Source organism: Marinospirillum alkalitolerans, from assembly GCF_045055655.1.
In the GTDB taxonomy this organism is placed as follows: Bacteria; Pseudomonadota; Gammaproteobacteria; order Pseudomonadales; family Halomonadaceae; genus Marinospirillum; species Marinospirillum alkalitolerans.
In genome coordinates, this window is the sequence record NZ_JBANFI010000002.1 from 275,676 (window position 1) to 288,938 (window position 13,263).

Here is a 13,263-nt window from a genome sequence, read left to right on the forward strand (position 1 = left end):
GTTCACTGAGGGCTGTTTTCAAGTCAGTCAGTCATCTTTTTTTGCTGGACCACCTGTAGCCACAACCACCATCGCAGGGCGCAGCAGGCGCTCATTCAGGGTGTAGCCTTTTTGCAAAACGTCCATCACCGCATGCGCAGGCAGCTCAGGGTTGGGCACCATGCTCATTGCTTCGTGGAACTGGGGGTTAAAAGTCTCGCCTTGAGGATGGACCTGGTGAATGTTGAACTTCTCCAACGCACCGATAAACATCTTCAGCGTCATCGCCACACCTTCACGCTGGGATTCTTCGGCGCTGACCATCGCATCGCTGGCTTTTTCAAGGCTATCAGCAACGGGCAACAGCTCTTTAGCAAACTTTTCAAGCGCGAATTTGTGCGCCTTTTCAATATCCGCTTCAGCACGGCGACGGGCATTTTGTGCATCGGCCGCCGCACGCAGCATCTGGTCCTTGGCTTCAGCCAGTTCTTGCTGCAAGGTTTCTATCTGTGCGGTTAAACCGGCAATCTGCTCTTCTGGGCTGAGATCGAGCGGCTCAACAACGGCCTCATTAGTCTGCTCTTCAGCCGCTGTTGGCTTGCTGTCCTCTGGATGACTCATGCTTAACTCCGTTGGGTCACTTAGGTTAGTCTGTGGATCGGCCTGAGAGGGCTAGGAAACCCCTCATGAACTCGCTAGTGAACCTAGCATGCGGCCGAAGCGGGATGGATTAAATGATCAGATGAGGGCAAGCCCCCAGTCTTTCAAGGGGTGAATAAAAAATTATTGACGCGACTTGTTCCGCTGCGCAGACTCAGGTATAAAGCTACTGTATAAAATATCAGGGAGCCTGCCATGCTGCTCAGCCTTTCCATCCAACAACTGGCCATCGTGGATCATCTGGAGCTGGATTTTAAACCCGGCATGACGGTGATCACTGGTGAAACCGGCGCGGGTAAATCGATCCTGCTTTCAGCTCTTGGTTTGGCGCTGGGCGATCGTGCCGATAGTGATAGCGTGCGTCATGGCGCACAACGCGCTGAAATTACTGCTCGTTTTGATATCACCCATCTTGCCGAAGCCCGAGATTGGCTGGCGGAGCATGAGCTGGAAACCCGCGAGTGTATTTTACGACGCAGCCTGCTCGCCAACGGCCGCTCTAAAGCCTGGATCAACGGGCAACCCTGCCCAGTTCAGCATTTGAAAGAGCTCGGTGAGCTGCTGATGGATATTCATGGCCAGCATGCACACCAATCGCTCCTGCGCCGCGACCAGCATTTGCGCCTGCTGGATCACTATGCAGGACTGGATCATCGACTCACGCAGCTCAATAGCCAGTTTCTGTTGTGGCAAAAAGCCCAGCGCCAGCTCAAGCAGTTCGATACGCAAGATGCGGCCCAGCAAGCCAGAATCCAGCTGCTGAGCTATCAGGTAGAGGAGCTCGACCAGCTCAACCTACAAGAAGGCGAACTCGAAGAGCTTGAAGCCGAACAGCATCAACTGGCGCATGCCGAGGCCCTGATTCAGACCAGCCAAGAAGCCTTGGATTTGTGTGATCATGATGAAGGCGCAGCCCTACAGGCCGTGAATCAGGCTCTGCACCGTCTCGCCAGTCAACAACACCCCAAAATCACTGAGATTCTTCAGCTTCTCAGTGAGGCGCAGATACAACTTCAGGAAACCAGCCGCGAACTCAGCCATTTTATCGGCCAGCTCGAGCTTGATCCGCAGCGGCTTCTCTGGGTTGAGGACAGACTGAGTCAGGTGTACCAAATTGCACGCAAGCATCAGATCGATCCTGCTGAACTGCCGCAACATCATCAACAGCTCCAACAATCACTCCATGATTTGATGGGGCCAGAAGGCGGTCGTGAAGCCTTGGAGGCGGAGCTGATCCAGCTCGAACAGATGTATCTTGAACAGGCCGAAGCCTTGAGCCAAGCGCGTCAGGAAGCGGCACGACAGCTCGAGGCAGCTGTTGATCAGCAGCTCGCTCATCTGGGCATGGAAAAAAGCCAGTTTAAACTTGCCTTCCAACGCACCGCCCATTATCAGGCCAGCGGTCTTGATGAAGTGGAATTTCTGATCGCGCCGAATCCAGGTCAACCGGCCAAACCTTTAATCCGCATTGCCTCTGGCGGTGAACTGTCACGTATTAGTCTGGCGATTCAAGTCGTTACCGCACAAACCAGCAGCATTCCCACACTGGTCTTTGATGAGGTAGATGTAGGTATCTCTGGCGCGACCGCCGAAATTGTGGGGCGCTTACTCCATCAACTGGCGCAACGCGGGCAGATTCTCTGCGTCACCCACCTACCGCAAGTGGCGGCGCAGGGCGATCAGCATTTGCATATCCACAAAGAAAGCGATGAACACTCAACACTCACACGGATGCAGCTGCTGGATCAGGCTGGGCGTATTGCCGAGCTAGCACGGATGCTAGGCGGTATTCACCTGTCTGCCCAAACCCTAGCTCATGCTCAAGAAATGCTCCAAAGTCGCCACCATTAGCCGCACTCAGCATCAAAAAGGCTCCCTAAGGAGCCTTTTTTAATCGCTATTATTGAACCCGCTTGGTCTTACTCTGCGTCTTTTTTACGGCGCACATATAAAACCAAAGAGTGATCCACCAACTCAAGGCCATGCGCCTTCGCCAGTGCATGCTGACGTTTTTCGATCTCTTCATCGAAAAACTCGATCACTTCACCCGTATCCACATCCACCATATGGTCGTGGTGCTTCTCGCCCGCCAGCTCAAAAACAGCATGGCCGCCATCGAAATTATGCTTATCCACCAAGCCTGCTGCCTCAAACTGAGTCAGCACACGATAGACAGTTGCCAAACCGACGTCTTCACCATTTTCAATCAGAATACGGTAGACATCCTCTGCGCTGAGGTGATCTTCTGCATGTTTCTCAAGCACTTGCAGTATCTTGATCCGTGGCAAGGTTACTTTCAGGCCGGCTTTTCTTAACTCATGATTTTTGTCTGCCATCAGAATTCTCTTTTATAAAGTGATCAGAATGCTTAGCCCAACGGCTCGCTTGTGAGTAGAATGCTTTAGCAGGTATTATCGACTGAACTGACTCAGAGTTAAAGCGCTTCACCATGAAAAATCCGACTAAATTACTCACCTTTGTTTTTTTCGCCCTGTTTTTAAGCGGTTGCGGCCTTTTTTCTCCTTTCCAACAGGAAATTCAACAGGGCAATCTGCTCGATCAAGACGATGTGGCCCAACTGCGTGAAGGCATGACCGCCGAACAGGTCACCTTCTTGCTCGGCTCTCCCTTGCTTCGTGACCCTGAGCGCCCGCTTGAATGGCACTATATTGAGCAAAAGCGTGTAGGGCGCGCCCTAGTGCACCGCCATGAAGTACGACTGGTTTTTACTCAACAGCAAGGGCAACTGCGCGTGGCATCAATTGAAACCACCCGCTTGACCAACCAGTAAAGCTCAGACTAAGATCGGATACAAACCCACATCCAAGGAAGGGACTAGCCATGCAACCAGTAGGAACAAACAACCTATTCAACTCGATGGCATTTCAGTCTTTTACTGAAAAAAGCAATCAACAGCTTGTTGATCCTCAACGTTATGCTGATTTCACGGTGGAAGTTGGTGAAGAAACCAGCTCCAGAGGGATATTAGGCGGTGTGCTGAGTCAGGAAGACTATGACAAGTTCATGGAAATCATCAAAGACTTTAATGTACTTGATGCCAGCACCAATGAAATGAAGCAGCTAAGAAGTCAACTAATTCAAGCAGAATTAATGGATTATGAAGTCGGCAGCACGTTCAGCGGACCCGCCACCTTTGCACTCGATAAAAACCCAGAAAATTATGATAAGAAATACAATCAGCTCGGTTATCAATTTGGAAAACTACCACGTTACGCAGGCAAAGAATACGATCAAGTACGCGATAAAGTCATAGATGCTTTTAAAATTGTCGCTGCTGTTGCCAACAGCTCACCTGCTACGGGCCAAACTATCTCACCTGATGTCGGTTACACACTAGAAACTCCAGCTGGCGTTCAGGTTAATATCTCAGAGTTTGCTCAACGTCTCGCTGCTGGTGAGGATATCGAAGAAGACAAAGAGCCAGACCTGATGGAGATCATCAAGGCGCTTCAGCTTGCAGCACAAATGCGCCGTGAAGCTGAACAGCATAATGAAGAAAAGGAATAAAGCGGGCCGAATCCGAGGATCAACCCTGCTCTTTTTTCTCCGCTCTTTTTGCTCTAGATTGTTTGGGATCGGCAATCAGCGGGCGGTAGATTTCAACACGATCCCCTTCCCTGACTTGTTCCTGCTCAGGCTTGGCAACCAGCTTGCCAAAAATGCCTAAGCGCGCGTTGGTCAGATCCAGTCCTTCAAAGTCTCGATCCAGTCCTGAACGCAGCGCGGCCTCACGCACACTGGTGCCTTCTTCTACCTCAAGGACAGCGATTTTCTGACGCTCTGGCAGGGCATAAGCCACTTCGATACGCATCATCTTTTGCCATAGACCTCATCAGCTCGTTTAACAAAAGCTTCAACCTGACTTGATGCCATCTGCGCAAACAACGGGGTTAAGGCTTTGGACACCAATCGTCCTGCAATTTCAAAATCGATCTCAAAATGCACCTTGCAAGCCTGCTCGTTGAGTGGCTTGAAGAGCCAGAGGCCGTCTAGCTTCTTGAAAGGACCATCGACCAGCGTCAGCTCAATGCGTTCAGGGGCAAAAAGCTGATTGCGTGTTGTAAAGCGGTACTTCATCCCTGCCTTGCTCAGCTCCAATTCACCGATCAAAAAATCTTCTTGGCGCTCAATCAAGCGTGCATCACTGCAACCTGGCAAGAATTTAGGGTAAGATTCGCAGTCATTAACCAGTTCAAACATCTCTTGCGCTGAATGCATGACCAAAGCCGAGCGGCTAATAAGACTCATAGAGTGACTCCCGAGTGGGCCTGATAAACGACAAGATTCTAACACGAGCCTGGGCTGTGCGGCGCACTCATCCCTCTCTCACCCTGATACACTCATCTGGTCACTCTCATCCATCTGACCTGCTCGCCATTTTTTATTGAAAGAGTTTTTATTATGGCCAAAAAGAAAAAAGTCGATAGCAATACCATCGCCGTCAATCGTAAGGCGCGCCACGAGTACCATATCGAAGAAACCATCGAAGCGGGTGTGGTGCTGGCTGGGTGGGAGGTCAAAAGCCTACGCGCGGGTAAGTGCCAGCTGACCGATACCTATATTTTGATCAAAGATCAGGAAGCCTGGTTGCTGGGGTCTCACATTACCCCGTTGAATACAGCCTCGACCCATGTGGTTGCTGACCCAACGCGCACGCGCAAGCTCTTAATGCATCGCAAGGAGATTGCTAAGCTGCTGGGGCAGATCAACCAGAAGGGTTTTACCTGCGTACCGCTTTCACTTTATTGGAAGGGGAATAAAGTGAAGTGCCAGCTGGCGGTCGTGAAGGGCAAGCAGCTGCATGATAAGCGCGCCTCTGATAAAGACCGAGACTGGAACCGCCAGAAAGGTCGCATTATGCGCGAGAACACCAAACAGGGCTAAATGCATGCCATCAGAGGAACTTTTCTGGAAGGCTAGGGTTTAACGAAAGAGCGTGTTAGAATAGCGCTACATTTTGGGGACGTCCTGGCTTCGACGCCGGTAGCAAAACCTGAGGTGCATGCCGAGAGGGAAGTGACTCTCGTAAATCAATTGCTTCAATTGTTATAGTCGCAAACGACGACTCTTACGCTCTAGCCGCTTAAGGCTACTCATGAAGCCATGTTGCCTATCGCAGGTGGATTGAGATTATGAGCGCAGCCAGATAGGATCGCAGCAAAGATCGCCTTCGTCGGCGCTGCTAAAACTGAATCGAAGGATCGCTGAAGGGTATCCTGTTCGTCGGAGACCTGCCAGTTAAAGCAAATGACGAAACTAAGCATGTAGATCCAAGGGCGGAGTGCCGACGGACGCGGGTTCAACTCCCGCCGTCTCCACCATTTTCGCTTTAAAAACAACCACCTATGGGTGGTTTTTTTATGCCTATCAATAACTTAGCATTTCTCCTTGTTTTATCTAATTGCACCAAATTGCATAAAATGGCAAGATCTTTCTGGGTAACTTTCTGGGTAAGATCTTTCTGGGTAAGCGAGGGGAATCATGCCAAAAAAAGCACGCGAACTTTCAGCCATTGAAGTAAAGCGGCTGGCAACAAAAAAAGGCCGTCATGCAGTTGGGGGGGTCGCTGGCCTGCTGCTATCGGTATCCAGCAACAAAGCCGCATCTTGGCTGCTGCGCTACTCCACTGGCGAAATACGCACAAGCAGCACGGGTAAGCCCTTTGTGGCGAACCGCGATCTCGGCTTAGGCAGCTATCCCGATATAGGACTTGCCCAGGCTAGAGAGCTGGCGCGTGCCATGCGCGAAAAATTGGCTAATCAAATCGACCCTGTAATGGAACGAAAAGCCGCAAAGCAGGCGCGGCTGGCTGAACTCAAGCGCCTGGTCACTTTTGAGGAAGCAGCCAAGCACGTTATCCGTAAAAAGCAGGCCGAAAGCAGCAACGCCAAGCACGCCTACCAGTGGGAGCGCACCCTAGAGGTGTACGCCTACCCCACTCTTGGAAAAATGGCCGTTGCTGATATTGAGCTGGGCCACATCACCAAAGCCTTACTGCCCATCTGGGAAGAAAAAACAGAGACAGCCTCAAGAGTGCGCCAGCGTATCGAGGCGGTTCTAAGCTGGGCCACGGTTCACGGCTACCGCGAAGGCGATAACCCCGCTCGATGGAAAGGCAACCTTGATGCCGTATTACCCGCACCTAGTAAAGTGGCAAAAGTGCAGCATTTACGCGCCCTTCCCATTGATGAAATGCCTGATTTTATGCTGGCGCTGAAAGACAAAGCCGGAACTGCTGCTGATTGCTTGGCCTTTACGATCCTGACAGCGACCCGCTCAGGTGAAGCTAGAGGTGCGACTTGGGAAGAGATCGACCTAGAGAACAAGCTTTGGGTAATCCCCGCCGAACGCATGAAGGCAGATAAAGAGCATCGCGTTCCCTTATCCAGTGCAGTGCTAGAGCTACTGAAACAACAGCAACCCGCCACTTCTGGCTTTATCTTTCCCAGCGCCAGCGGTAAGCCGCTATCTGATGTTGCCATGACTCAACTACTCAAGCGGATGAAAGTACACGACAGGGCAACCGTGCATGGGTTCCGATCCACCTTTAGGGACTGGACTGCTGAGCGCACCGCTACGCCCCACCATGTGGCTGAAATGGCCTTGGCCCACTCTATCGGCAATGCAGTTGAGGCCGCTTATCGGCGTGGTGACTTGCTGGCCAAGCGTGCCAAGTTGATGCAGCAATGGGCCGACTTCATCACCCAGCCGCCAATGGCGAAGGTGACACCGCTCAACGTCAACACCGAGGCAAGGGAGGCTTGAGGATGGATGAAAAAGAGGCAGCTTGCAGGCATACCCTAGCCTACGCATGGAAGCGATTACAGGAAGAACCCCACCTAATTTTCTTTGAAGATTACCTTGAGGTGAATGAGCGGATAGAGCGTATTTTCAGTAGGCCGCTTGAAGCAGAAGACCAGGATGAAGCCAGCTTTCTAATTGCGTTAAGGGAGTTTGTTTCAGCTAAGACTGAATACCTTTTTTCTCAAGCAAAACTGAGGGCGATAGAGACAACACGAGAGGAGGTTATTTTTGATCTGGCCAGCAAGGATAGGCGCTATTTTGATGTTGCGCGTGCATCTGCAACCCTGCTTCTGGAGAAGACCGGAAAACTGCCAGAGGGGGAGCTTGGACGCTTGTTTATTGCACAAAACAGGGGGGATATTCAGCCACCGCCACATAAGAAAACCGTCAATGAAAATCGTAAATTCAGAATTGTTTTTCTTCTTGTTTTGGCGCGGCTGCATGGATTCCCGTTTAAATCGGATACACGCAAAATATCAGACAAACCCTCTGCTATAAAAATGGTTGGCGATATTGTCAGCATTGCCCCCTCTACACTTGCTGGCTCAGACGGTTTCCGCGCATTAACCAGTCAGATTTTAAAAAGGCTGAGGGAAAAAAAGGGGGGGTTATTACCTGCCCTAATCTCCCCTCTGTAGCACCACCATCCGAACCTCTACGATTCGCCTTGTTGTCACTAATTGAAGCGAGGCAAATTCACATGCAGCAAAACACCACCCACACCGCCCCTGAGCAATCCTTTCTCACTGTTAAGGCCACTGCAAGCCGCTTTGGTGTTTCACCCGCCACGGTCTGGCGCTGGGTACGCAATGGCCGCTTTCCTGCACCTGTTCGCCTCAGCGATAACTGCACCCGCTGGCGCATTGCTGACATTACAGCTTGGGAAAACAGCCTAGAAACAGCATAAAAAAAGCCCCGACCTTTTCAGGTGGGGCTGGCACATCCTTTTGCTGCTTTTTCAGGCTAGAACTCAAAAACGAATCTAGAGACTAGCACCTCAGCAGTAAAAGGGAAACCCTAAACCCATAGGAGATCCCCTTTTATGAGTAATGCCAAACTGAGCCTGAGCAAGCGCCAGCGCATTATCTTGAGTCTTTTACTCAACACCAACCAGGGCATGAGTCAGCAAGAGCTGCGCGATCACATGCCACCCGTGAACGGCATTCCCCAATCTATCCAGAGCTTGCGCCGTGTGCATGGCTTTGAAGGCCTGCTTGTCACCGATAGCATTAAACCAGAAGGGGCTGCACCCTTTGGGCGCTATCGCTTAACCGAAGCTGGCCGAGCCAAAGCCCGTGCGCTGCTGAGCGCTAAGGGGGTGCATCATGCAGCATAGTGTTGAACTGGCCCCACGTTTGAGCTATATTCTTCCTGCTGGTGCAAAATCACCAGTCAGGCGTGGAAACCTGAGTTTAAAACGGCGTACAAGCGCCCCCCAAAGCATTAGGCGCTTTTTTTGTGCCTGCTGCTCGATCTATGGCGGCCTGTACGGGGCAAGCTTCGGCTTGGCTGGTTTCCGTTTTAACCAGTTTTCCACCCCCGTGCAGTCCGTCACCAATCATGTGGAAATGGTTGTTGACGGTTCCAACCTAAAACGGAGCCGTAACCATGAACAACACCCCCACCAGCCCGACCCTTTCACACGCCCCAGCCGTTCGCCTGTACCGCTGGCGCTTATCTTGTGCCAAAGGGCACTACCCGCTGCAAATCATCGCGGCCACCTCAGCAGAAGCACGGCGCATCTTTGGCCGTTTTTATCCGAGCGTCAGCGCAGCTATCAGCCGCCGTTTACCCGTTTAAATCCAATCTCTGAGGTGACACCATGAACAACCAGAGCCAACTGGCAGGCGCACCTGCCCGACTGACAGACACCGACCGCGCAAACATCGCCAGTGCCGAGCGCGTGGGCAATATCCGCACACTTAACAAGGCATCTGCTGCCCTGGATGCCATTATTGACGTGCTGGGTGATGAAGGTATTCGCGCCAGCACCCGCGCAGGGCTTCATATCGCGCTAGGTATCGTATCCGAGAGTCTTTCTGAGCGCGGCGAATTCTTGATTGAGCAGCAGGCCGAGCTTGGCTTTGGGGGTGGTGATGATGAATGATGGAAATTATATACCAGACCGCCCCATAGCCTTTAATCGTGATTTTGCTCGCTTAGGTATCGGCGTGACAGGTGCGTTAATGCTCAGTCAGGCCGTGTATTGGTCGAAGCGCACAAGCAATGCTGATGGCTGGTTTTATAAAACCCAAGCTGATTGGGAAGAAGAAACCGCGCTGAGCCGCTATGAGCAAGAGACTGCACGCAAACGCCTAAAAGCGCTGGGTATTCTGGAAGAAAAGAGGCAAGGCATACCTTGCCGCTGCTTTTATCGTGTAAACACTGAGAAGCTAATTAGTGCCTTGCAAACAAGTATGCGGGAATCCAGCAAACTGGATTGCGGGAATCCAGCAGACAAGACTGATGGAATCCAGCAGAGTAATACAGAGAATACACAGAGACTACAGGCAGAGACTACAGAGAGCACGCACGCGAACGCGCCCGACTTGACCCCAGCAAACCCACCTGCTCAGCAACCAGCCGAACAGGGGCCAGCTCAGCCTGACCAACCCCAGCCCATGCGCAACGACTGGGAACCCGTTATCGACCAACTGACCGCCTCGCTGAGCATGGCCATGATCCCCGAACCAGTGGCCCATGCCCTCGCTAACGACCAGGAGTTAATCGGCCAATTCAAGATTCACCACTCAGTCAGCTATGGCCGTGAACACACCCGCACAGGCTGGACTGCACAGCTGGCCAAGTGGCTGGCGCGTGACTGGCAGAAAATGGGCCGACCCCAAACAGCGCCAGAATACGCCGCTCAGCGCGGTTTAGACCCAACCATAAGCGGATGCCCTACCCAAGAGCTGCACGCCTTGTGGAGCGCAAAACTGGGCGATATTAAGCCAGTTCCAACGCTATCCGAGTGGCAACGCTCCAAGTCTGCCTCAAATCTGGCCCAACGTTGGCATGAAGGCTTCACCACGCCACTGAACAGCGATCCTAACCAGATGCGATACCACGACCAAGAAACGGGCTTGAGCTGGTGGGGTGGCCTGTTTGATGCGATCCGTAACAGCACCACACTCAGCAAAGACAACTGGATAAACTTACAGCGCTTAGGCAGCCTTGACACGCTGGCGCAGGTTGTCGGCCAAGTCCTACTTGAAGCCAAGGGAGTGAGATCATGAATCAGCGCGTTACCCCTGAGATTCAACCGCCTAGCCTTTGGCACGCTGAGGCAGAGCAAGCTGTTTTAGGGTGTGTGTTTCTGGCCTGCTCCAACCATGACCCGCTGCCATTGCTGGAGATCCGCGAACGGCTCAAGCCCAGTGATTTCTGGCTGGCAGAGCATGGCGAACTGTTCCGCGCCCTGATGCAGATGGAAGACGCTGGCCAAGCGATCGACCCCTTCACCCTTGCCCAGCATTTTGAGGCGCAGGGAGTCAGCCAAGAGCGCCGCCAAGCCCTAGAGTTCAACGCTTTGGAGTGTATGCGTTCGGCGTGCCAGTCTTCGAGCCTAGCCGCCTATGCTGAGGTGGTGCGCACCGATTCCACCCGCCGCCACCTGCTGGCGCTGGCTGAGCAACTGCACCGACTGGGCCAAGATGCGACCCAGACACCCGCAAGCCTGATTAGCGCCGCCACTGAACAGCTGCTCAAGATTCAGGCCGACAACCACAACGGCATGAAGACGGGCCGCCAGCTGGCCGAGGACTTTAACCGCGACCTGCAAAAGCGCATAGCAGGTGACTTTAACCCAATGGGCCTACCCACTGGCCTGAGTGATTTTGACCAGATGACACTGGGCCTTCACCCTGGGCAGTTGGTCATCCTTGCCGCTCGCCCCGCTATGGGCAAAACGGCGCTGGTGATGAACTGGGTAGCCCATGCCATGCCAACCCGCCCCGTGCTGTTCGCCAGCCTTGAAATGTCAGAGCAGCAGCTAAGAGAGCGCTTTATCTCGATGCTGGCTCAGGTGGATGGGCGCAAGCTCAAAGACCCGAACGGCACGCTATCACCCAACGCCAGCGCCTTAGAAGATCATGAGTTTGACCGTGTGGCTTTGGCCATGCAGCAGATGGGCGACAGCAAGCTAGAACTGCTCGATGCCGCCGCGCTGAGTGTGAGCCAGCTGAGGGCCAAGGCTTTACGCATTCACGCCAAGCACAAGGAGCAGGGAGGGCTGGCGCTGGTGGTAGTGGACTACTTGCAGCTGATGACCAGCGACACCAGCAAGCGAGCAGAGAACCGGACGCTAGAAGTCTCTGAGCAGACCCGCGCCCTCAAGATCATGGCTAGGGAGCTGGGCTGTCCGGTGGTGGTACTCAGCCAGCTGAGCCGCGAAGTTGAGAAACGGGCCAACAAACGCCCCATGCTGGCCGACCTGAGAGAGTCAGGCAGCATTGAGCAAGATGCGGACGTGGTGGCCTTTATCTACCGCGATGAAGTGTACAACCCAGACACCCACCTCAAAGGCGTGGCCGAAATCATCATAGGCAAGCAGCGCGAAGGCGAAACCGGAACGATCCACACCCGCGCCCAGCTCAGCCGCTCAAGATTCAGCGATCTCACCGCGCAAGAAGTGGCGGCCATGCAAGCCGCTGCACCCAAGCCCAGTGGGTTTAGGGCATGAACCAAACCGAAAACAACCAGCATAAAAGGAAAATCTCAATGTCAGATGACCACCCGCACCCCCTAGAAGCTGAACTCAGTCATGAAGAACGGATTAGCCACCTAATCCTAGATTACGACCAAGCAGCCCCCCTCCCCCCCCAGAAAAACGAGGCGAGCAGGGACAAAACAGGGATAAAGCAAGGACATTTCTACCTGATACCCAGCAGGTTCTCGACAATCGGGTTCAGTTCGTCAGCCTGCAAGTCCTGATCTACCACATACTCCCAAACAAGCCGAACCTCCGTCTTATCGCGTGCCCTGATGCGGGTCATCAGCAGTCTGATGAAGTTTTCACGGGCATAAGTCGCTTGATCCAGCTCACAACCAAAAAGGGCGTATTTGTGCCTATCCAATTCACGCCAGAACTGGAGTTCACGCACGCAGTCGGCCAGCGTCCAGGGTAAAAGGTTCTTGTGCTGAATGAATCTGGATTCAACATCCTCAGGCGCGTGGCATCCAAGCCGGTCAGTCTCCAGCCCGGCCAGTGCATCAATGCAGAATTGTTCTTGTGGTGTGGTGAAGTAATCGCCTTCACCAAAGATGACCACGGCTGCCTCACGCTCCTTTTTCTTCTCCAGGGTGCCCCTAGCCAGACCCTCAAGGTTGCAAAATCCCATTGAGCTGAAGGCGGCCACCAGCGCACCCCTCTGAGATGCCAGAATTGCAGCATATCGGCTCTCAATCGCCCTGAGCGTTTCCTCATCAAGCCTTGATGCCATTGCAAGCGCATGTTCGATCAATGCAGGCTGCCCCGTTTGGATCATTTCACGCAGCCAAAGTATGGCATCGACCTCCTTGTCACCCGTCTGAATCCGTTGCGGTGGTGGTTCGACCACGGCCAGCTCATGAGTGCCACCAGTGGAGCCTATGGCTGGCTCAGGAAGTCGAAAGAAGTCTCGATGCTGGGGATTGGTGAGGATTGCGGTATCACGGCGGGTGATCGTCTTAACCGTGCCCTCTGGTAGCCCCATCATTTCGGCCACCTGCTTTACGCTGTAGCCGCTTTGACGCAGCGCCAGCACCTTAGCGCGTTGCTCTTCTGAATAAGCCCGTGGTTTTGCCATTGCCTGAATCTCT

Annotated in this window: 17 protein-coding genes and 1 other RNA gene; 13 read left to right on the plus strand and 5 right to left on the minus strand. The window is 53.0% G+C overall.

Going from position 1 to position 13,263, the window contains the following annotated elements:
* Nucleotides 1–27 precede the first annotated feature (27 nt).
* Nucleotides 28–600 carry a nucleotide exchange factor GrpE gene (gene grpE / locus V6U78_RS04215; RefSeq protein WP_405337542.1) on the minus strand — a complete coding sequence of 191 codons (573 nt, stop codon included), beginning with the start codon at nucleotides 598–600 and terminating at the stop codon, nucleotides 28–30.
* A 234-nt stretch (nucleotides 601–834) separates the two neighbouring features.
* On the opposite strand from grpE, the gene recN reads away from it, so the two are divergent.
* Nucleotides 835–2,490, plus strand: coding sequence for a DNA repair protein RecN (gene recN, locus V6U78_RS04220; RefSeq protein WP_405337545.1), 1,656 nt, complete (start codon nucleotides 835–837; stop codon nucleotides 2,488–2,490).
* A gap of 68 nt (nucleotides 2,491–2,558) precedes the next feature.
* Here the strand turns inward: recN and fur are convergent, their stop codons facing one another.
* Nucleotides 2,559–2,975 carry a ferric iron uptake transcriptional regulator gene (gene fur / locus V6U78_RS04225; protein WP_405337548.1) on the minus strand — a complete coding sequence of 139 codons (417 nt, stop codon included), beginning with the start codon at nucleotides 2,973–2,975 and terminating at the stop codon, nucleotides 2,559–2,561.
* Between the two features lie 113 nt (nucleotides 2,976–3,088).
* On the opposite strand from fur, the gene V6U78_RS04230 reads away from it, so the two are divergent.
* Both V6U78_RS04230 and V6U78_RS04235 read left to right on the plus strand, forming a co-directional pair.
* The gene (locus V6U78_RS04230) at nucleotides 3,089–3,430 is read left to right on the plus strand and encodes an outer membrane protein assembly factor BamE (RefSeq protein WP_405337551.1); all 342 of its coding nucleotides are present in this window, start codon (nucleotides 3,089–3,091) and stop codon (nucleotides 3,428–3,430) included.
* 50 nt (nucleotides 3,431–3,480) lie between these two features.
* Complete coding sequence (locus V6U78_RS04235; protein WP_405337554.1) at nucleotides 3,481–4,167, plus strand: hypothetical protein; 687 nt, start codon at nucleotides 3,481–3,483, stop codon at nucleotides 4,165–4,167.
* Between the two features lie 19 nt (nucleotides 4,168–4,186).
* On the opposite strand, the gene V6U78_RS04240 is transcribed toward V6U78_RS04235, so the two are convergent.
* The gene (locus tag V6U78_RS04240; protein ID WP_405337557.1) at nucleotides 4,187–4,474 is read right to left on the minus strand and encodes an RnfH family protein; all 288 of its coding nucleotides are present in this window, start codon (nucleotides 4,472–4,474) and stop codon (nucleotides 4,187–4,189) included.
* Nucleotides 4,471–4,908, minus strand: coding sequence for a type II toxin-antitoxin system RatA family toxin (locus V6U78_RS04245; RefSeq protein ID WP_405337560.1), 438 nt, complete (start codon nucleotides 4,906–4,908; stop codon nucleotides 4,471–4,473). The genes V6U78_RS04240 and V6U78_RS04245 overlap by 4 nt, the downstream gene beginning before the upstream one ends.
* 153 nt (nucleotides 4,909–5,061) lie before the next feature.
* Here V6U78_RS04245 and smpB point away from each other — a divergent pair, with 153 nt between their 5' ends.
* The 10 genes from smpB to dnaB all read left to right on the plus strand — a co-directional run bounded on the left by smpB (nucleotide 5,062) and on the right by dnaB (nucleotide 12,145).
* The gene (gene smpB, locus V6U78_RS04250; RefSeq protein WP_405337563.1) at nucleotides 5,062–5,544 is read left to right on the plus strand and encodes an SsrA-binding protein SmpB; all 483 of its coding nucleotides are present in this window, start codon (nucleotides 5,062–5,064) and stop codon (nucleotides 5,542–5,544) included.
* Between the two features lie 75 nt (nucleotides 5,545–5,619).
* Nucleotides 5,620–5,981: a transfer-messenger RNA gene (gene ssrA / locus V6U78_RS04255) on the plus strand.
* Nucleotides 5,982–6,141: 160 nt separating this feature from the next.
* Nucleotides 6,142–7,425: a tyrosine-type recombinase/integrase gene (locus V6U78_RS04260; RefSeq protein ID WP_405337566.1), complete on the plus strand. Its 1,284-nt coding sequence runs from the start codon at nucleotides 6,142–6,144 to the stop codon at nucleotides 7,423–7,425.
* A 2-nt stretch (nucleotides 7,426–7,427) separates the two neighbouring features.
* Nucleotides 7,428–8,102, plus strand: a complete 675-nt coding sequence (locus V6U78_RS04265; RefSeq protein WP_405337569.1) for a hypothetical protein — start codon at nucleotides 7,428–7,430, stop codon at nucleotides 8,100–8,102.
* Between the two features lie 62 nt (nucleotides 8,103–8,164).
* The gene (locus V6U78_RS04270) at nucleotides 8,165–8,371 is read left to right on the plus strand and encodes a helix-turn-helix transcriptional regulator (protein WP_405337572.1); all 207 of its coding nucleotides are present in this window, start codon (nucleotides 8,165–8,167) and stop codon (nucleotides 8,369–8,371) included.
* A 135-nt stretch (nucleotides 8,372–8,506) separates the two neighbouring features.
* Complete coding sequence (locus V6U78_RS04275; RefSeq protein ID WP_405337575.1) at nucleotides 8,507–8,800, plus strand: hypothetical protein; 294 nt, start codon at nucleotides 8,507–8,509, stop codon at nucleotides 8,798–8,800.
* A gap of 272 nt (nucleotides 8,801–9,072) precedes the next feature.
* Nucleotides 9,073–9,264, plus strand: a complete 192-nt coding sequence (locus V6U78_RS04280) for a hypothetical protein (protein ID WP_405337578.1) — start codon at nucleotides 9,073–9,075, stop codon at nucleotides 9,262–9,264.
* 22 nt (nucleotides 9,265–9,286) lie between these two features.
* Nucleotides 9,287–9,571, plus strand: coding sequence for a hypothetical protein (locus tag V6U78_RS04285; protein ID WP_405337581.1), 285 nt, complete (start codon nucleotides 9,287–9,289; stop codon nucleotides 9,569–9,571).
* Entirely contained in the window at nucleotides 9,564–10,700 is a 1,137-nt protein-coding gene (locus tag V6U78_RS04290; protein ID WP_405337584.1) for a DnaT-like ssDNA-binding domain-containing protein, read from the plus strand. The genes V6U78_RS04285 and V6U78_RS04290 overlap by 8 nt, the downstream gene beginning before the upstream one ends.
* Nucleotides 10,697–12,145, plus strand: a complete 1,449-nt coding sequence (gene dnaB, locus V6U78_RS04295; RefSeq protein ID WP_405337587.1) for a replicative DNA helicase — start codon at nucleotides 10,697–10,699, stop codon at nucleotides 12,143–12,145. The genes V6U78_RS04290 and dnaB overlap by 4 nt, the downstream gene beginning before the upstream one ends.
* Nucleotides 12,146–12,335: 190 nt before the next feature.
* Here dnaB and V6U78_RS04300 read toward each other — a convergent pair whose 3' ends face one another.
* Complete coding sequence (locus V6U78_RS04300) at nucleotides 12,336–13,250, minus strand: helix-turn-helix domain-containing protein (RefSeq protein ID WP_405337590.1); 915 nt, start codon at nucleotides 13,248–13,250, stop codon at nucleotides 12,336–12,338.
* Nucleotides 13,251–13,263 lie beyond the last annotated feature (13 nt).